Genomic DNA, 20,270 nt, shown 5'->3' on the forward strand with positions numbered 1-20,270 from the left:
GATCAAGAAAAGTAAGCCACCGTAGTGGCTTTTTTATAGATCCATTATTGAATTGGAGAGCCACCCAATGCCTGCATGAGCGTGACATAGGCATTGTATTGGCTTTGTTTGGTATTGACCAAACTTAAGCGCGCAGTTCGCGTTGTTTGCTGCTGATCTAATACATTTTTAAGCGCAATCGCGCCATTACGATAGCGCACATCGGTCAGACGTTCTGCTTTCTCTGCCAGTTCGAGATTTCGTTGCTGAAATTGAACTTGCTGATTCAACTCGGTACGGGCAGAAAGTGCATTTTCAACATCGGCAAAAGCCTGATACAAGGTCTGACGATACTGAATAATGGCTTTTTCATAATCGAGTTGACTAATGGCAATATTCTTTTTCATGTCGTTATATTGCAAAAAAGGCAAACTCAAATTCGCACCAAGCGCCAACACTGGGTTTTTAATCAGTTCTGTGAGTGATGTGCTGCTTGAACCTAAACTTCCCGTTAGACTGATCGATGGATAATAACTGGCCACGGTAGCATCTTTAGTTGCCAAGGTTTCGCGTAATCTCAACTCAGCTGCACGTAAATCCGGACGTCGTGACAAAATGCTGGCCGGCAATCCCGCTTGAATTTGCGGTAAATTGACCTGAGGCAAGCGCTGTGGTTCTTGGATATTTAACTGCTGTACAGAAATGTGTAACAGTACAGCCAACGCTGTGCGGGTTTCTACCAAGCTTTGCTGGATCTGGCTTAAGTTGGCTTTTTGACTTTGGACCGATTGTTCGGCTTGTGTTAAATCCAGCCCGGAAACAGCACCTGCTTGGTATTGGGTATTCACCAAGCTATATAGTTTTTCAGAGGTGGCCAAGCTTTGTTGTGCGGTACTTAAGCTTTCATTTAAGTAAGCCAGTTGCCAGTAGAGCTTCGTGGTGGTGCCAATCAGGGTTTGTGCAGTCGCCTGTAAATCTTGCGCTGTGGCCAATGCTTCCCATTTGGCTGCTTCGGTCTGACGCGCCAATTTACCAAATAAATCCAGCTCATAACTTACGCCGGCATTGAGCGAGAGGCCATTTGAACTTCTATCACCCGAGTTTACGTCAATATTCTGACTGGTCGAAACACTTGAATTAACGCGTGGGCCTTGCTGATCTGCAGCCAAGCCAGCTTTTAATCGAGCCTGCCGAAGTGTAATACCTGCCACAGCCAAATCAGTATTTTTGGCAATCACCTGATCGACCAGTTGATTGAGCTGTGTATCGCCAAATAATGTCCACCAGCGGTCGGCATAATTGGCATAATTTGATGCGACTTGGGTCTTGTCGTATTGAAAGCTCGAAGGTGTTTGTACAGCGGGTGCATGATAGGGTGTTTTCACCATTGCAGCACAACCGACCAACGTCGAGGAGGCAACGAGCATGGCACACAGCGTAGTAAGTTTAGATGATGGCATGAGAGCTCCTCTTATTCTCTAGACAAGGCCGCAACAGGATCGAGCTGAGCAGCATTTCTGGCGGGTAAGAAACCAAAGACCACACCAATCAGGGTTGAGCAAACAAAAGCCGCAACAATCGAGGTGGTTGAATACGCCACTGCAAAATTCCCGGCGGCAACTTTGTTGATAAGTTGACCTAATCCTAAGGACAGTAATACGCCAAGCACACCACCGATTAAACATACCAGAATGGCTTCAATTAAAAATTGCTGCAAAATATCGCTTTGACGCGCACCAACCGCCATGCGTACCCCAATTTCTTGAGTTCGCTCTGTCACAGAAACCAACATGATATTCATAACCCCAATTCCCCCAACAACCAGTGAAATGACGGCAATGGCAGACACCAAAAGCGTCATGGTGCTGGTGGTTTTTTCAATGGTCTGACGGATACTGTCACTGTTCATGGTGAAAATATCTTGCTGACCGTGTCGCAAGGTAAGCAAGTTCACAATGGCATTTTCAGCAGCACTGGTGGAATACTGATCATTAATACGGACGATAATGCTACGCACATTCGACTGACCCAGCATACGGCTCATCACAGTGGTATAGGGCATATAGACGTTCAGGCTATCATCTGAACCCATTGCGCTGCTTTGCGGCTCGATAATGCCGATAATTCGAGCCGGTACGCTACCCAGTAAAATCACTTGCCCAATCGGATTGGTTCCATCTGCAAAAAACTGCTTTTGGGTATTGGTATCAATCACCACATCTTGCGAGCGATCCCGCACGCTGACAGCATCGAAGCTTTGCCCATCTTTAAAGGTTAAGCCACGCACGCCAAAAAAGTCATTTCCTACACCATTGATGGTGGCGGTGGCTTCATTCTCTTGATAACGAATAGTTTTGGAGCTACTCACCATCGGCGAGACTGCTGTAACATAAGGTTGAGTTGCCAAGGCATCGGCATCTGTTGGAACCAGCGTTTTAAAGTTGGCGGTTTTGGAGTTATCACCAAAGCCACGACCTTGAAAGACCGTAATGGTATTGGTACCCAAACTGCTGATATTTTCCAGAATCTGCTTCTGTGAGCCGTTTCCGAGCGCCACCACAGTGACCACCGATGCAATACCGATAATAATCCCGAGCATGGTTAAAAAGGTTCGCATGCGGTGTGCATTCATCGAAATCAGCGCCATCTGAAACGCTTCAGACAAGCGATCTAAAAATGATCGCCAAGATGACACACTTTGACTTTTACTTTGCTTGTGCGCAAGGGCGGGTGCAGCATCAGGATCTGGTTCAGCTTTTTGTGTAGCGACGGACTCAGGAGTATTGGCGCGGTCAGCAATAATCTCGCCATCACTGATCTCAATAATTCGGGTGGCATTTTTGGCCACTTGCATATCGTGCGTTACAATAATCACGGTATGACCTGCTGCATTGAGCTCACGCAAAATCCGCATCACCTCGACACCGCTATGCGAATCGAGAGCACCGGTAGGTTCATCGGCTAAAATTACATCGCCGCCGTTCATCAGCGCACGGGCAATCGAGACACGTTGTTGTTGACCACCCGACAGTTGACTTGGGCGATTCTGAGTTTTACTGCCCAGTCCCAATTCGGTCAACAGTGCTGTTGCACGCTGTTTACGTTCGGCTGGATTAACGCCTGCATAAACTGCTGGAACTTCCACATTGCCTTCTGCAGATAAATCTCCGAGCAAATGATAACGCTGAAAGATAAATCCGAAATATTCACGGCGGAGCTTGGCCAGATCATCGGGTTCAAGTTTTCCGGTTTCTTGCCCACTCACTTTATAGCTGCCGCTGGTCGGTCGATCCAAACAGCCTAAAATATTCATGAGGGTCGATTTACCCGAACCAGACTGGCCGACAATTGCCACCAGTTCGCCTTCGTAAATCGTCAGATCAATATTTTTTAAAATTTGTATGGTGCTATCGCCAGCAGGGAACTCTCGTACCAGATTGCTGACTTCAAGCAAAGCTTGTTTGGTCATGCTTAGAATCCCATTGGTCCACGACGACGATTACCACTATTGGCGTTAGCAGCTGAGGTATCTGCACTGTCAGCAATCACCACCTGATCACCTGCTTTAAGCCCTGCCAAGACCTGTGCACTGACTCGGTTGTTAATACCAATCAATACTTGTTTTGGCTGCGCCGTGCCATCTGCATTTAATACACGCACCACACTGAGGGTGGCTTTTCCTGCTTCGACTGCCTGCTTTTGCTCTGCGGTTAAGTTCAGGCGTTCGAGTTTAGGTGCATCAGTTTTGTCTTTTTTATGGCTGGCTGTCGCCGAAGATGCAGCAGCATTTTTATTACGATTCGATGGACCCTGACCATTTGCTGAGCGTGTCGACAAGGCAGAAGACGGGACCAGTAAGGCATGATTGACCGAATCTAAAACAATATAGACCTGAGCTGTCATATCAATACGTAATTTGCCATCTTCATTGGGTACATCAAACAGTGCGTTATAATAAATTGCGGTGCTGCTGCTTGAACTAGATGAGTTACTAGATGAAGTGGATTCACTAGAAATTGAGTCTGGTGCCGGTTCAATCTGACGTAGTGTTGCATAGCGCTTTTTGTCATCGCCTAAAGTTGTGAAATACACCTGCTGGCCTTTTTCCACTTTCATGATATCGGCTTCGCTGACTTGGGCTTTAATCGTCATGTTCTGTAATTTTGCAATTTTCACAATCGTTGGAGCCGACTGGTTGGCGTTTACCGTCTGACCTTCTTCCGTCACAATGGCCACTACCGTTCCATCGGTCGGCGCCACAATGCGGGTATATCCGATATTGGTTTGTGCCGTCGAACGCGTCACTTTAGCCGATTCAATTTGCGCATTAATCGCTTTAATCTGAGCTTGAGCCGTTTTGTAGCTGGCTTCGGCAGATTCAAGTTCGGCTTTAGACGTGGCATCTTGTGCAAACATTTGTTGCTGACGACGATACGCCAACTGTGCCTCATTCAGATTGGCTTCTTGTTGTAAACGCTGAGCTTCTAAATTACGAATATTGGCATCTGCGGTTTTTAAACTGTTTTCCTGCGTGGTCGAATCGATTTGCGCAATCAGTTGCCCTTGTTTCACTTCATCGCCCAACTGAACGTACATCTTCTTCACCTGACCAGATACCTGTGCACCGACACTAATCAGTTTAGTGGCATCCAGTGTACCGGTCGCCAGTACCGTATTTTCAAGATTACCGTAGTTTGCTGTTTCGGTGATGTACTGCGGTTGCTGTTGCTTAGGTTTCAAAAAGAACCAAGCCAAAAGGGCAATCAGCACAATACCAATAGCAATAATCACAAGTCTAGATGGTTTTATTTTAGGCATAGCGATACAGGCAAAGTAAGAAGGACTGGCGCTAGTATAGAAGTGAAATGAGAATAAAACGTGAATATTTTTATTAATTTAGTTCAATCAAATACATTCATCAGGCTGGTTGGGCAAACAGCGAAGTACCACATAATTCAGCCAGCGCCTGTAAAATCAAGTGCTCGGGATTTTCATCCGACATACCTTTAATGGCACTGTCGATACGTAACAATAAGGCAGGCCAGTTTAAAAAACACTGCGGATTTAAGCGACGCAGTGCCTGCTGATAATCCGATACTTTGGTTTTCCAGATCCCCAATTGTAATGCATTTTGCGGTTGTTCAAAGAGCTGCATCAGCAAACGCATTTCTTTGCTTAATGTCCACAAAATCAGACTATGGGGTTCTCCCGCACCAATCAGATATTGAAAGATTTTGACTGACTGCGCCAGATTGCCACGTAACATGGCATCACTTAAATCGTAGGTGGTATAACGTGATTGATCTTGTAGGCAGGCATACAACTGTTCAATTTGAATCAGTTGATGGTCGGGGAAGGTATCGCTTACGCGCATGAGACTGTTTTTAGCCGCAAGCAGATTATGCTCGTGGTGCTGCATCAGCCATGTCCAAGCATCCTGATCCAGTTGTATCCCAATTTTTTCTGCTTCTTTTGCCAGAATGCGCTGACGATCTTGTGGATACTGTGCGCTCAAATGCGCAATCACGCCATTGGCTTCAACCGTTTGAAAAAAAGATGACTTTAGACTTGAGGCATCCTGTTTAGGCAATACCACCAGCAGCAGATTATGCTCATTGTGCTGCAAGTAACTTTTGAGTTGCTTGATACCGTTGGCATCGGGCTTGATGTTGCCATGCACTTCAATTGCCAGTTGCTGCGAAAAAAGCGATAGACTATTTAAACCATTAAACACGTTTTTCCAGTCATTCACGCTGCCAATGTCATAACGCTGCCGCTCGATCTCTTGCGCCTGCCAGCTCTTACGAAAGGCATCAAGTAGATTTTGCTCAAGCAAAGGCTCCTGACCGTGAACAATCCAAGCACCACGGGCTTCGTCGACCCGCTTAAGTGCTTGTAAGTAATCCAGTTTCATATGAATGATACAGCCTTAAGGCTGAGCAGTGACCTGAGGTAAACGATTGTTTGAAATCTGACGAGCAATTTGCTGTGCCACATCATCGACAATGATATGGTTCAGATAAATCTCTTGCTGGTTGTCGGTGTTGACCGTTGCCACATCGTATTGATAGTTACGTGTTGCGGTAATGGTTCTTGGTTCTGTCAGCGCATGACCTTGACGATCTTCAATTTGGAAAGTCACAGTCAAACGCAGCAGCACCTCAGTGAGTTTACCGTTCAGAAGCTGTCTGCGCGGGGTGTAATCGAGTACACGAAGCACATAGGCATCATTGGCCTGACTGATTTGTGCGCCAGACGCAGTGAGATAAACACTCAACTGCTTTTCTAGCTCCTCAGTATTGGCTGGTAAAGCCAACTGAATTTTAGTGTAAGCCATCGGGCTGGCAGATGGATTCATTCCTTTCAAATGAAATCCACAGCCGACCAAGCCTGCACTTAGACCTAAAGTTAAAACAACTGCTGCTAAACGTTGAACTAAGTGCATGCTTGTTCCTCTTGACGCTTGTTAGAATTAAACCACTAGGTTAACCAGTTTGTTTGGCACCACAATTTCTTTTTTGGTTGGACCTGTTAAAAATTGCTGAATTTCCGGTAACGCTTTGGCTTGTGCCAACAGCTCATCTTTAGAAATTTCGACCGACACTTCCAACTTACCACGAAGTTTACCATTGACTTGTACAACGATGGTTTGTGTATTTCGTGTCAATGCAGACTCATCCACCGTTGGGAATTGTGCTGAAATCAAGTCGATGCCGAATTCTGCCAGTAAGGTCTGACTCAAGTGCGGTGCAAATGGTGCCAGCAAGGTCAGCAAGGTTTCAATAGCTTCACGCGCAACAGCAGCATCGTCAGCAGTTTGAACTTCAAATTTGCTGGTGGCATTGAGTAATTCCATCAAGGCTGCAATGGCGGTATTAAATGCATGACGGCGCTCAATATCATCGCCCACTTTTTGAATGGTTTCATGCGTTTTACGGCGCAAGTCTTGTGCATCTTTAGATAGCTCGCCAGCAATTGCTGCCTGCGCATAGCCTTTTTCCAAGAATCCAGTCGCAAGGCGCCAAACACGCTTTAAGAAACGGTTAGAACCTTCTACGCCTGCATCTGACCATTCGAGTGATTGATCAGGTGGGGCAGCAAACATCATAAACACGCGTGCAGTATCTGCGCCGTATTGATCAATAATCGCTTGTGGATCAATGCCGTTATTTTTGGACTTAGACATTTTTTCTTGTCCGCCAATCACCACTTCTTGTCCGTCGCCACTGTATTTGGCAGAGACAATACGGCCTTTTTCATCGCGTTCAAGCATGATATCGGCAGGGTTGAACCAGGTTTTTTTGCCACTTTCGCTTTCGCGGTAGAATGTATCGGCCAGCACCATACCTTGAGTCAGTAGATTGGTAAACGGCTCATCGCCTTGAACCACGCCTTCATCACGCATGAGTTTGTGGAAGAAGCGCGCATATAACAAATGCAAAATCGCGTGTTCTACGCCACCAATGTATTGATTGACCGGTAACCAGCTTTGCGCTGCTTCTGGTTTGACCATTCCGCCGGTAAAGTCAGGAGAGGCATAGCGTGCATAATACCAAGATGACTCAACAAAAGTATCGAGAGTATCGGTTTCACGGCGCGCATGACCACCACACGATGGGCAAGTCGTTTCGTAAAACTCAGGCATTTTATTGAGTGGATTACCCGATCCGTCTGGAACAACGTCGGTCGGTAATACCACAGGTAACTGCTCTTCTGGAACCGGAACCTGACCACAGCTATCGCAGTTGATCATTGGAATTGGACAGCCCCAGTAGCGCTGGCGTGATACACCCCAGTCACGTAAACGGAACTGAACTTTCGAATTTGCTAAACCTTGTGGTTCTAATTTTGCAAGGAATGCATCAAATGCTGCTTGGAATTGCAATCCATCAAATTCACCAGAGTTGACCAGAATTCCATCTTTAGAGCCGTACCATTCTTGCCACGTGTTTACCGAATACTCAGCATCATCTGCGCCTTTGGCATCAATCACTTGCTTGATCGGTAGATTGAACTTATTGGCAAACTCGAAATCACGCTCGTCGTGAGCAGGCACAGCCATCACAGCACCAGAGCCATACGACATCAACACATAGTTGGCAATCCAAACCGGAAGGGTTTCACCTGTGACCGGATGCTTAACCGATAAACCAGTCGACATGCCTTTCTTTTCAGCGGTGGCTAAATCGGCTTCGGCAACCGAGCCCATACGGCATTCTTCAATAAATGCCGCCAATTCAGGGTTATTCTCGGCTGCTTTAAGCGCCATTGGATGCTCTGCGGCAACCGCTACATAGGTCACACCCATCAGCGTATCGGCACGTGTGGTATAAACTGTTAAAGCATCGGCATAAATTTCTGGGTTAGCCGATGGGAATGTGATGTCCATGCCCGTTGAGCGACCAATCCAGTTACGCTGCATGGTTAAGACCTGTTGCGGCCAGCCATCTTTGAGCGTATCAAGATCATCTAACAGTTCTTGTGCATAATCGGTGATGCGGAAGTAATACATCGGAATATCGCGCTTTTCAACCAAAGCGCCCGAGCGCCAACCACGACCATTTTCAACTTGCTCATTGGCCAAAACGGTTTGATCTACCGGATCCCAGTTGACGGTAGAGAGCTTGCGATAAATCAGGCCTTTTTTATACAACTGCACAAAGAGCCACTGTTCCCAGTGATAGTATTCTGGTGTACAGGTGGCAAATTCGCGGTCCCAGTCAATCGATAAACCGAGTTTTTTCAGTTGGTCGCGCATGTAGGCAATATTTTCAAACGTCCATTTTGCCGGTGCGACTTGATGTGCAATAGCTGCATTTTCGGCAGGAAGACCAAACGCATCCCAGCCCATAGGTTGCAGTACCGTTTCACCTTTGAGGCGATAAAAACGGCTGATCACGTCGCCAATGGTGTAGTTACGCACGTGACCCATATGCAGTTTGCCACTTGGATATGGAAACATCGACAGGATATAACGATGTTTTCCTTCAACAGTGTCTGCGACTTTAAATGCTTTGCGGTTTTCCCAGTCGTTTTGAACCTGAGATTCGATCGCATTGGCTTGATATTCGGCGTCAATGTGTGCGGTAGTCATAAATGTATTGGCAACAACAAAATGAAGTTAAAAAATATTGCTGCACAGCATAGCGCAAAACCCATAAAGAAGTGAATCATGTGGGCAGGTATTTTCAGGCAGATGCGTAAAAACTTGCAAAGCGATCTGAAAATAATTGAACAGACCTCGTTTAAAAAGTGCTGCTTGACGGTGTGCGAGCCGGTGTTTTCATGGTGAGATTGCTGCGATCAGTGATGTCGCGCTTTGATGATTCGCTAGAGATAGCAGGTGCGGTGGCTGGCGTACTGGCAGGGCTTGAATTACTCCCAAGTGATGATGTGGCTGTATTTGTAGTAGGTGTTGGCGGTGTCGAACGGCTTGATGTAGCAGCAGAGGTGCTGGATGTTGAGCTGTACGTATCTACTTTGCCTTGCTTTTTTGCACCTTTGGGCGGTGGCGTTTTGGTGTAGTGGGTCGAACCTTGAGCATCGATCCACTTATAATAGCTTTGTGCGTAAAGCGTGTTAGTCGTAAAAGCAACGCTGCTAAGTAGCACTAGGGACATCATGATTGAAAGGTGATTTTGTTTTATTTTTTGCATTTCAGCGCACTCGACCATGCATCATATCGAGTATTAATAGCATATTTGATCGAGAGCGAAAATAAATCCTGTGCAGGAGATGATTGCGAAAACTGTTTAAAAATTATTCAGGTTTAAATTAATGCCAAAAAATGTACTTTAAAACTTGACTTTGTAGGTCGAAACATAAAAAATGCTTGCTTTAGTTTTATATGCATTTATTCGATCACCCTTCGACTAAATGACATGGTTTGCAATGGACATTTTCTCTAGCCGAGAAAATGATTTTGTCCAAGTGCTGTTTATCCCAACAGTTCTTCTACGATGCTGTAACAACTCAAACGGTTGTGAGCTCAGAAATTTTTCCTATTGCAGCAAAAACTTGGAACTATGTGTGCTATAACAATGCAGACAGTAAATGAATGAACACTATTTGTGCCTCCCATAAATAGTGATAAAGACTAGGGTGAATCACGTTGGAACTTTTATCTGGTGGTGAAATGCTCGTTCGCGCACTCGCGGATGAGGGCGTTGAGCACGTTTTTGGATACCCAGGCGGCGCAGTTTTACATATTTATGATGCGCTCTTTCAACAAGACAAAATCAATCACTATCTGGTACGCCACGAGCAAGCAGCTGGTCATATGGCTGATGCCTATTCGCGTGTAACCGGAAAAACTGGTGTTGTACTCGTCACGTCTGGCCCAGGGGCAACCAATACCGTAACTCCAATTGCAACTGCATATATGGACTCTATTCCGATGGTCATTCTATCGGGACAGGTTGCGTCACATCTTATTGGTGAAGATGCCTTTCAGGAAACAGACATGGTGGGAATTTCCCGTCCAATCGTCAAACACAGTTTCCAAGTCCGTCATGCAAGTGAAATTCCTGCAATTATTAAAAAAGCATTTTATATCGCTTCATCGGGTCGTCCTGGTCCGGTCGTGGTTGATATTCCAAAAGATGTGACTAATCCTGCTGAAAAATTTGCCTATGAATATCCAGAAAAGGTCAAGCTGCGTTCGTATCAGCCACCTTCTCGCGGCCATTCGGGTCAAATTCGTAAAGCTGTAGATGAGCTATTAACCGCTAAGCGTCCGGTGATTTACACCGGTGGTGGTGTGGTACAAGGCAATGCATCTGAATCGCTCCGAGAACTGGCACGTGTGCTGGGTTTCCCTGTAACCAATACCTTGATGGGCTTGGGTGCATTTCCGGGTGATGATCCGCAATTCTTGGGTATGCTTGGCATGCACGGTACTTATGAAGCCAATATGGCCATGCATAATGCCGATGTGATCTTGGCAATTGGTGCACGTTTTGATGACCGTGTGACCAATAATCCGGCCAAGTTCTGTTTGAATGCCAAAGTCATTCATATTGATATCGATCCGGCGGCCATCTCAAAAACCATCATGGCGCATATCCCGATTGTGGGTGCGGTACAGCCAGTTCTTCAGGAAATGCTGACACAGCTTAAGCAGCTGAATGTGTCGAAGCCAAACCCAGAAGCGATGGCTGAGTGGTGGGAGCAAATCAATGAGTGGCGCAAAGTTCACGGATTGAAATATCAAGCCGCGCAAAACGGTGAAATGAAGCCACAACAGGTGGTTGAGGCGCTTTATAAAGCGACTGATGGTGAAGCGATTATCACCTCAGACGTTGGGCAGCATCAGATGTTTGGCGCACTGTATTACAAGTACAAGCGTCCGCGTCAGTGGATCAACTCGGGTGGTCTTGGCACCATGGGCGTTGGCTTGCCGTATGCGATGGCAGCCAAACTGGCTTGTCCTGATCAGCACGTGGTGTGTATTACAGGCGAAGCATCGATCCAGATGTGTATTCAGGAACTTTCGACCTGTAAGCAATATGGCTTAAACGTGAAGATTCTGTGCCTCAATAACCGTGCCCTCGGGATGGTTAAACAGTGGCAGGATATGAACTATGAAGGTCGTCATTCAAGCTCTTATGTCGAGTCTTTACCTGACTTTGCCAAGCTGATGGACGCCTATGGTCATGTTGGTATTCAGATTGATCATGCCGATGAGTTAGAGTCTAAGCTTGCAGAGGCCATGGCCATCAATGATAAATGTGTGTTTATCAATGTCATGGTTGATCGTACTGAGCACGTTTATCCAATGTTGGTTGCGGGTCAGTCGATGCGTGATATGTGGATTTCTAAAGGGGAGCGCATTTAATGAGACACATTATTTCGGTACTCGTTGAGAACGAAGCTGGTGCGCTTTCACGTCTAGTCGGGCTATTTAGTCAACGTGGCTACAACATTGAAACCTTGAATGTTGCACCAACAGAAGATGCGACCTTATCGCGTTTAACCCTGACCACCTATGGTGATGATCACAAAATCGAACAGATCACCAAGCAGCTAAATAAGCTGGTTGAAGTGGTCAAAGTGGTTGATCTTTCAGAAGGCGCACATATTGAGCGTGAGCTGATGTTGATCAAGGTTAAAGCCTTGGGTTCAGCACGTGCGGAAATCAAGCGTACAGCGGATATCTTCCGCGCCGCAATTGTCGACGTGACACCGACCACGTATACCATCCAGATCGCAGGGACGACAGATAAGCTCGATGGATTTATTGATGCCTTAGCTGAAAATACCATTTTAGAAGTGGTTCGCTCAGGTGTCTCGGGTATCGCGCGTGGCGAAAAAGTATTAAGTATTTAAACCAAATTAACGTATTTTAGCGGAGAAAACAGATGCAAATTTTTTACGATAAAGATTGTGACTTATCAATCATCCAAGGCAAAAAAGTAGCAATTATTGGTTACGGTTCACAAGGTCACGCGCATGCGCTAAACCTAAAAGATTCTGGTGTAGACGTGACTGTTGGTCTGCGTGCAAATTCAGCATCTTGGAAAAAAGCTGAAAATGCTGGCTTAAAAGTTGCAGAAGTGCCTGAAGCTGTGAAACAAGCTGACTTGGTGATGATTTTGACTCCGGACGAGTTCCAGTCACAACTTTACCGTGATGTGATTGAGCCAAACATCAAAGAAGGTGCAACTTTAGCATTTGCACACGGTTTCTCTGTTCTTTACAACCAAGTTGTTCCACGTAAAGATCTTGACGTGATCATGGTTGCACCAAAAGCACCAGGCCATACAGTGCGTTCTGAATTCCAGCGCGGTTCAGGTGTACCTGATTTGATCGCAATCCATCAAGATGCTTCAGGTAATGCACGTAACGTTGCATTGTCTTATGCCTCTGGTGTTGGTGGTGGCCGTACCGGTATTATCGAAACTTCATTCCGTGAAGAAACTGAAACTGACTTGTTCGGTGAGCAAGCGGTACTTTGTGGTGGTGCAGTTGAACTGGTTAAAATGGGCTTCGAAACTTTGGTTGAAGCGGGTTATTCACCAGAAATGGCATACTTCGAATGCTTGCACGAACTTAAGTTAATTGTAGACTTGATGTTCGAAGGCGGTATTGCGGACATGAACTACTCGGTATCAAACAATGCGGAGTATGGCGAATACGTAACTGGCGTTGAAGTAATCAACGAACAGTCTCGCGAAGCGATGCGTAATGCACTTAAACGTATTCAATCTGGCGAATACGCGAAAATGTTCATTCAGGAAGGTGCGTTGAACTATCCTTCTATGACTGCGCGTCGCCGTCAAAATGCTGCACACGGTATTGAAGTAACAGGTGCGAAATTACGTGCAATGATGCCGTGGATTCAAGCCAACAAAATCGTAGACAAAGAGAAAAACTAATTTTTCTTTTTGGTAAAAAAATCCCGTCTTGAGACGGGATTTTTTTTACCTTTTTAATTGGATAATGTGAATTGATTCATAATAATAATTAAATAACGTGTTTTATTTCATTGATTTTTAAAATAAAAAAAGGTGGATTTACGAATAGTAAAGAAGCGCTTTAATGTTAGAATCATAAGTGATCGTGTGGGTCGGATTAACAATAATAATGATGCGTTGTTGTTGCCTAACACTCTAAAAACAGCAAGCAGTTTAATAAATAATCATGGAAGTCCTTTATGGAACATGTTGATTACGACAGTACCATTGTCATCGGTTCTATTGTTCTGGCGGTGATAATCTGCTTTGTCGCAATCTCTTTGCAACAATTAATTTTTAAAAAACGTTATTTACCTTATGAAAAGATCATTATGCTGGGCTGTGGTCTGGTCCTTGGTCTTGCGATCTGGGCCATGCATTTTGTCGGTATGCTGGCTTGCCATTTACCCAAACCATATTATTTTGATCCGAGTTTAACGCTGGTTTCTTATCTGATTGCTTTTGTGGCATCGACCTTTGCAATCTGGTTAATTACTCGTGAAACCCTGCCGATTGCACGTCTGGTAATTGGTTCGGTGCTTATGGGCTTGGGCATTTCCGGTATGCATTATACTGGCATGATGGGACTGATACTCGAACATTACACCATCGACTATGATCCGTTATTGGTGGTGTTTTCGGTATTGATCGCGATTAGCGGGTCAGGACTTGCCTTTTTATTGATCTTTAAATATAAAAACGCGCAAAAAAATAAAGTGTACCTGCAACTTGCTGCCGCAACCACCTTGGCACTTGCGATTGTCGGTTTGCATTATACCGGCATGACTGCCACGATGTTTATCGATAAAGGTTTGACTAGCGGCACTGCGCTGAATCAGACCAGTCATGATTTGCTGTTATTTACGATTATTTTTATTACCAGTTTGGTATTGGTGGCGGGTTATTGCGTGGCCGTGTTGGAGTTGCGTCTTGAAGAGCGTAATAAGGCATTGCTTAAACTCAACCGCGAACTGGCCAATTTAGCTGTACATGATAATTTAACTAAATTGCCCAATCGTTTGTTTTTGATGGACTATGTTAAAGACCGATTTGCAGACCCGCACCAGCAACATGAAAAAATTGCATTTTTATATCTGGATCTAGATCGCTTTAAGTCGATCAATGATGCATTTGGCCACCATGTGGGTGATCAATTACTGATTCAGGTGGCCAATCGCATTCAAGAGCAGCTCGATGAAAATGGGAAGTTGCTCAGGATTGGAGGCGATGAGTTCCTACTGATTATCGAAAATAAAACAACCCGCCAAGTTGCAAAAATCGCAGAAGATGTTCTCAAACATTTGCAAGAAACCTACCAGATCACCAGTAAAGAAATTAATATCTCGGGCAGTATTGGGATTGCGATTTATCCAGAACATGGGCACAACATGCAAGATTTGCTCATTAATGCCGATATCGCCATGGTCATGGCCAAAGATCAAGGCCGGAATACCTACTCGATTTTTAACTATTCGAGTGAGCAAAATGAAACACGCAGTCAATCCAAGTTAATTAATGACCTGTATAAGGCTGTTGAAGAAAAACAATTTGTGTTGTTCTATCAGCCCAAATATGACACCACGCTTAAAATTTGTGGTGTTGAAGCATTGATTCGATGGCAGCATCCTAGTTTTGGACTGCTTAGCCCGCATATGTTTATCGATGGTGCTGAAAAAACTGGCTTGATTGTTCCGATGGGTTACTGGGCACTCGAGCAAGCCTGTAAGCAAATTCAAGAGTGGGAAACACAAGGTACAGCGTTATATCCAATTGCAGTCAATTTATCGGCCATTCAGTTTGAAAATAAACATCTGGTCAAGACACTACAAGACTTAATCAAAAAATACCGCATCCGGCCCAATCACCTGACGATCGAGATTACCGAGTCAACCGCGATGCGGCATATCGACTTAAGTATTTCGACCTTTGAACAACTTCGTGCATTAGGAATCCGAATTGCGATTGATGACTTTGGTACAGGCCATTCGAGTTTTCTGTACTTAAAAGATTTGCCAGTAGATGAATTAAAGATTGACCGTGGATTTATTATTCATTTGACTAACGGTTCCAAAGAAGAGGTCATTTTGGACAGTATTATTCATCTGGCGACAAAACTCGGGTTGTATGTGACAGCAGAAGGCGTTGAAACTCAGTTACAGGCCGACATTCTAATTCGACTCGGCTGTCATCAGCTACAAGGTTATTTACTGGGCAGACCTATGCCTGTAGCGCAGTTAATCTCTCAAGTGGCAACAGCCGATTTTCAGACAGTTCATTCATTGTAGTACGCATGCAATACCTTATGGATAGATTCTTCTGTGGATAACCTAGAAGATATCAACAAGCATTAAATTAGCTGCCAAATCTGCTACAATTGCGACAATTTCGAATTCCCACATTTCAGTCTTGTGCCGGACGTACGTTTGATGGCCTGCTGAATTTAGATTGAAGACATCTTTCATGTTTAAAGAACAACTTGCGCGTGAAGTAAACGCACGACGTACTTTTGCAATTATTTCCCACCCCGATGCGGGTAAAACCACCATGACAGAGAAGCTGCTGTTATGGGGTAAGGCCATTCAGGTGGCGGGTATGGTCAAAAGCCGTAAATCAGATCGCTCTGCAACCTCCGACTGGATGGAAATGGAAAAAGAGCGTGGTATCTCGATTACCACCTCGGTGATGCAATTCCCATTTAAGCAGCACACCATTAACCTTTTGGATACACCGGGACACGAAGATTTCTCGGAAGACACCTACCGTACTCTAACGGCTGTCGACTCGGCGCTGATGGTGATTGACGGTGCCAAAGGGGTTGAGGAACGAACCATTAAACTGATGGAAGTGTGTCGTATGCGCGATACGCCAATCATTTCGTTTGTTAACAAAATGGACCGTGAAATTCGCGAACCGCTTGAGCTACTCGATGAAATTGAAAGCGTTTTAAATATCCGCTGTGTACCGATCACATGGCCACTGGGTATGGGACGCGACTTTGCAGGTGTATATAACCTGCTTGAAGACAAGCTTTATGTGTACAAAGCGGGCTTTGGTTCGACCATTACCGATATTGAAATTCGTGATGGCTATGATCACGCCGATATCCGTGAAAAAGTGGGTGAGCTGGCTTGGGCCTCTTTTGAAGAGTCTTTAGAGCTGGTACAAATGGCCAACGAACCGTTAGACCGTGAGCTGTTCTTGCAAGGTAAACAAACACCTGTACTGTTTGGTACCGCACTTGGCAACTTTGGAGTCGATCATGTTTTGGATGCCTTTATTCAGTGGGCACCAGAACCAAAAGCACATCCTACCCAAGAGCGTACCGTCGAGGCGACTGAAGAAGGATTTAGTGGCTTTGTATTTAAGATTCAGGCCAATATGGATCCGAAACATCGTGACCGGATTGCCTTTATGCGAATTTGTTCGGGTAAATATGAAAAAGGCCTGAAAATGAATCATGTGCGCTTGGGTAAAGACGTGCGGATTTCAGATGCACTAACCTTTTTGGCAGGCGAACGTGAGCATTTGGAAGAGGCTTGGCCGGGCGATATTATTGGTTTGCACAACCATGGTACCATCCAGATTGGGGATACCTTTACCAGTGGTGAAAAACTGCATTTTACCGGTATTCCGCACTTTGCGCCTGAAATGTTCCGCCGTGTACGTCTTAAAGATCCGCTTAAATCTAAGCAGTTGCAAAAAGGCTTAAAAGAGCTGTCAGAAGAAGGCGCAACACAGGTCTTTATGCCACAAATCAGTAATGATCTGATTGTGGGGGCAGTAGGGGTGCTACAGTTTGATGTGGTGGCATATCGTTTAAAAGAAGAATACAAAGTCGATTGTATTTACGAGCCGATCAGCGTGAACACCGTGCGTTGGGTGCATTGCGATGATGAAAAGATTTTTAACGAATTCAAGAAAAAAGCTCACGATCAACTTTCGGTCGATGGTGGTGGACACTTAACTTATTTGGCACCAAGTCGGGTCAATCTGCAACTGATGCAGGAACGCTGGCCTGATATCCAGTTCCGAAATACACGAGAACACTAAATAATGTAAAAAACAGCGTCTAAACAGACGCTGTTTTTTCTTTTAGAGTACAGCTTTGGGTTTGCAGGAGTCGCATATGCGTCGATACATCTGGCTGTTAGGTCTCTGTTTGTGCATCATTGCCGCACTGTTTATATGGTTGTGGTTTGCTGCTGCACCAAAACCGCCAGCAGTTCCAGCGAAGACGCCAAGTAAAACAATACAAGTCGCTCCAATACAGAGTCAGTCTACTGCACTTCAGGTGCCAAAGCCTGAGTGTTCGTCTTCATCGACCTGTGCTCGTTTGGATGTTCAAACGCTGAAGACCAATGATCCATGGCTGAAACAATGGATTGATCTACAGATTGCGGAAGTGATCAATGAACAGCTCAAGAAAAAAATCACGCCGCCCACTCTGGATGCTGTGTTAAAGCAATATCTGAAACAATCTAAACAATGGCAAGCACAATACTCACGCAATCGACCGTATGAACTCAAGGTAAGTAGTGCAATCGCTTATCAGAAAAACCAGTATGTGCTGTTACAAATTGGACTCAATGCCAAACAGGAAGAAATTACCATAAAGAATCGTTATTACTTTATGGTGGCCGATCGTAAAAGCAAACGTATGATTGCTGTGAATGATATTCTTAACCCGAAACAGCAAGCACAATTTGAGCAATGGGTACAGACAGCCTACAAAAAATGGCGCAGCCAACAGCCGAAAGACATACAAAAAGAAGCACCGAAACAGCTCGACTGGCGTGAAGCCGATTTGTTCTTTGATCAGGAGGGCATTGGTTTGCACTATCGTGCCAGCGAGATTTCAGAACACGCCGATCAGTTTGATTTGTATTTTACTGCACAGCAAACCAAGACGGTATTGAATCCAGCCATTTATCGAGATATGTTTTAACTCTGTATAGATATTTTAAGTAATGCTGGTCAAAGCGCAGTGGCTTGGATTAGCATCATCATATATGTAAATAAATGTGTAAGGCATTGCGTATGTTGCGATTTCAGAAGAATGCATGGATAGCCATTTTGGGAAGCACACTGGCTCTGGCGGCTTGTCAGCCTAAGCAAGCAGCAGAAGACGCTGCAAAAGCAGCATCGGCCACCGATTCATCCACTCAGGCACAGGTCTTGGCCATCGAAGGAAAAACGGTAAAACTGAATGCAGATTTACCAGAATGTGACGGCAATAATTGTCCAGAATTCGAGATCGAACGCCTGCAAAGTAATATGCCATGGATTGACCAACAGATTGATGCAGAAATTTTAAATAATTTGGCGCGTATTCTTGAAATATCCAAGTCGGTCAAAGCTGGTGATAGCGCGGCAAAGCCTGAAACCGGCGCTGCCAGTGCCACAACGGGCGCGCAACCAGAGCAAATTACCCTTGAACAGCAAATTAAACCCTATGTGCGTTCATTTGTTGCTTTAGACAACGAAATGAAAACCTTAAGTGCGAATCATCAGTTGAATCTGATGATCAAGCCCTCAATTTTAAAATCGCAGCAACCAGTCGCCACAATTGTACTCAATACCAGTAGTTACTTGGGGGGAGCTCATGGCTCAGCCATGCAAGAATATTATAATTTCGATTTAAAACAGCAGAAACGACTGCATTTGAATGACTTACTGTTAGCCAAGCAAAAAGTAGCGCTAGAAAAGTTAGCTCACGAGGCCTTTAAAGCTTGGGTGATTGAATCGAAGCTCGCGACATCGGTAGACGAATATGAGCAGGCGTGGAAATTCAAGCTTTCGGATAATTTCTTACTCGGCGATGATGGACTTATTTTGCAATACGGCGAATATGAAATTGGCCCATATGCGGTTGGTTTACCGCGCTTGGTGATTCCATACTCACAACTCGGCGGTATTTTGAAACCCGAATATTTACCTCAAGCCAAAGGGCAGCGTTAATACAAGGATATTTTCAGATGCATCGCCTGTTTGATACGCACACGCATTTTGACGTTCCGGATTTTGATCCGGATCGCGTGGAGCTGGCTTATCGGGCGAAGGAAAGTGGTGTTGAGGCATTGGTTCTGATTGGTTTTGTGGCTTCGCGCTTCGACGATCTATGCCGTGTACATGATCAAATCAATCAGCTCGATCAGGCGCCTCAAAGTTATCTGGCGCCCGGTTTGCATCCATTTTATATCAAAGAACATACCGATACAGATCTGCATCGGCTTGAGCAATTGCTGAAACAGCGGCCCTGTGTGGCAGTCGGTGAAATTGGCCTTGATACCTTTTTAAGCGAGCACAAGCAACCTGAAATATTCACTCAACAGCGTGCTTATTTTTCTGCGCAGCTCGACTTGGCAACGCAATATGACAAACCCGTTTTATTGCATATCCGTAAAGCCCATGCCGATGTGATCCAACTGCTCAAACAGCACAAATTTAAACATGGCGGTATTGCACATGCCTTTAGTGGCGGGGTGGAGGAAGCCAAAGCGCTCATTAAACTTGGTTTCAAACTAGGCGTCACTGGACAAATCACCAATCCAAACGCAAAAAAACTGCATCAAGTGGTTCATGCCATCGGTGCAGAGCACTTGGTGCTAGAGACCGATTGCCCCGATATGACCCCGTTATGCTGTCAGCAGTCCAATCAGACACGTACACGAAATACACCTGTTAATTTACCTTATGTCTTAGAAGGACTGGCGACATCACTCGGTTTGTCAGCAGATGAGTTGGCGCCGGTCATGTGGCAAAATGCACTGAACGCGCTACGATTAAATCAATAAAAAACAACATCCTTAAAAACAATAACCAAAACTGAACACTGTG

At 45.1% G+C, this 20,270-nt stretch carries 15 protein-coding genes and 1 pseudogene; 9 read left to right on the forward strand and 7 right to left on the reverse strand.

Annotation, left to right across the window (positions count from 1 at the left end; all coding sequences use genetic code 11):
- Positions 1-44 precede the first annotated feature (44 nt).
- The 6 genes from KCV09_RS14370 to leuS all read right to left on the reverse strand — a co-directional run bounded on the left by KCV09_RS14370 (position 45) and on the right by leuS (position 9,073).
- Positions 45-1,406, reverse strand: coding sequence for an efflux transporter outer membrane subunit (locus KCV09_RS14370; protein ID WP_373869347.1), 1,362 nt, complete (start codon positions 1,404-1,406; stop codon positions 45-47).
- A gap of 44 nt (positions 1,407-1,450) precedes the next feature.
- Positions 1,451-3,448 (reverse strand): MacB family efflux pump subunit, encoded by a 1,998-nt coding sequence (locus KCV09_RS14375; protein WP_212515301.1) that lies wholly within the window; start codon positions 3,446-3,448, stop codon positions 1,451-1,453.
- A gap of 2 nt (positions 3,449-3,450) precedes the next feature.
- The gene (locus KCV09_RS14380; protein ID WP_151814864.1) at positions 3,451-4,797 is read right to left on the reverse strand and encodes a MacA family efflux pump subunit; all 1,347 of its coding nucleotides are present in this window, start codon (positions 4,795-4,797) and stop codon (positions 3,451-3,453) included.
- Positions 4,798-4,897: 100 nt separating this feature from the next.
- The gene (gene holA / locus KCV09_RS14385; protein WP_151746615.1) at positions 4,898-5,893 is read right to left on the reverse strand and encodes a DNA polymerase III subunit delta; all 996 of its coding nucleotides are present in this window, start codon (positions 5,891-5,893) and stop codon (positions 4,898-4,900) included.
- Positions 5,894-5,908: 15 nt separating this feature from the next.
- Positions 5,909-6,424 (reverse strand): LPS-assembly lipoprotein LptE, encoded by a 516-nt coding sequence (locus tag KCV09_RS14390; RefSeq protein WP_004940589.1) that lies wholly within the window; start codon positions 6,422-6,424, stop codon positions 5,909-5,911.
- 27 nt (positions 6,425-6,451) lie between these two features.
- Positions 6,452-9,073: a leucine--tRNA ligase gene (gene leuS, locus KCV09_RS14395; RefSeq protein ID WP_151814865.1), complete on the reverse strand. Its 2,622-nt coding sequence runs from the start codon at positions 9,071-9,073 to the stop codon at positions 6,452-6,454.
- A gap of 215 nt (positions 9,074-9,288) precedes the next feature.
- Between leuS and KCV09_RS16360 the strand changes: the two genes are divergently transcribed.
- Positions 9,289-9,504, forward strand: coding sequence for a hypothetical protein (locus KCV09_RS16360; protein ID WP_228301564.1), 216 nt, complete (start codon positions 9,289-9,291; stop codon positions 9,502-9,504).
- On the opposite strand, the pseudogene KCV09_RS16365 reads toward KCV09_RS16360, so the two are convergent.
- Positions 9,477-9,653, reverse strand: a pseudogene (locus KCV09_RS16365) (DUF4124 domain-containing protein); the annotation flags it as partial. The gene KCV09_RS16360 and the pseudogene KCV09_RS16365 sit on opposite strands and share 28 nt — an antisense overlap.
- A 437-nt stretch (positions 9,654-10,090) precedes the next feature.
- On the opposite strand from KCV09_RS16365, the gene KCV09_RS14405 reads away from it, so the two are divergent.
- The 8 genes from KCV09_RS14405 (at position 10,091) to KCV09_RS14440 (ending at position 20,227) form a co-directional block, all read left to right on the forward strand.
- Complete coding sequence (locus KCV09_RS14405; RefSeq protein ID WP_004940576.1) at positions 10,091-11,815, forward strand: acetolactate synthase 3 large subunit; 1,725 nt, start codon at positions 10,091-10,093, stop codon at positions 11,813-11,815.
- Entirely contained in the window at positions 11,815-12,306 is a 492-nt protein-coding gene (ilvN, locus tag KCV09_RS14410; RefSeq protein WP_004940575.1) for an acetolactate synthase small subunit, read from the forward strand. The genes KCV09_RS14405 and ilvN overlap by 1 nt, the downstream gene beginning before the upstream one ends.
- Before the next feature lie 32 nt (positions 12,307-12,338).
- Positions 12,339-13,355, forward strand: coding sequence for a ketol-acid reductoisomerase (gene ilvC, locus KCV09_RS14415; RefSeq protein WP_004940573.1), 1,017 nt, complete (start codon positions 12,339-12,341; stop codon positions 13,353-13,355).
- Between the two features lie 278 nt (positions 13,356-13,633).
- A complete protein-coding gene (locus tag KCV09_RS14420; RefSeq protein ID WP_151965720.1) occupies positions 13,634-15,718 on the forward strand; it encodes a bifunctional diguanylate cyclase/phosphodiesterase in 2,085 nt (694 codons plus the stop codon).
- Positions 15,719-15,893: 175 nt separating this feature from the next.
- A complete protein-coding gene (locus KCV09_RS14425; protein ID WP_025095861.1) occupies positions 15,894-17,483 on the forward strand; it encodes a peptide chain release factor 3 in 1,590 nt (529 codons plus the stop codon).
- A gap of 76 nt (positions 17,484-17,559) precedes the next feature.
- A complete protein-coding gene (locus KCV09_RS14430; RefSeq protein ID WP_151814868.1) occupies positions 17,560-18,378 on the forward strand; it encodes a hypothetical protein in 819 nt (272 codons plus the stop codon).
- Positions 18,379-18,470: 92 nt separating this feature from the next.
- Positions 18,471-19,391, forward strand: a complete 921-nt coding sequence (locus tag KCV09_RS14435) for an RsiV family protein (protein ID WP_151814869.1) — start codon at positions 18,471-18,473, stop codon at positions 19,389-19,391.
- 17 nt (positions 19,392-19,408) lie between these two features.
- On the forward strand, positions 19,409-20,227 hold the full coding sequence (locus KCV09_RS14440; RefSeq protein WP_151814870.1) for a TatD family hydrolase: 819 nt from the start codon (positions 19,409-19,411) through the stop codon (positions 20,225-20,227).
- Positions 20,228-20,270: the final 43 nt, after the last annotated feature.

Source organism: Acinetobacter soli (assembly GCF_018139125.1).
GTDB lineage: Bacteria > Pseudomonadota > Gammaproteobacteria > Pseudomonadales > Moraxellaceae > Acinetobacter > Acinetobacter soli.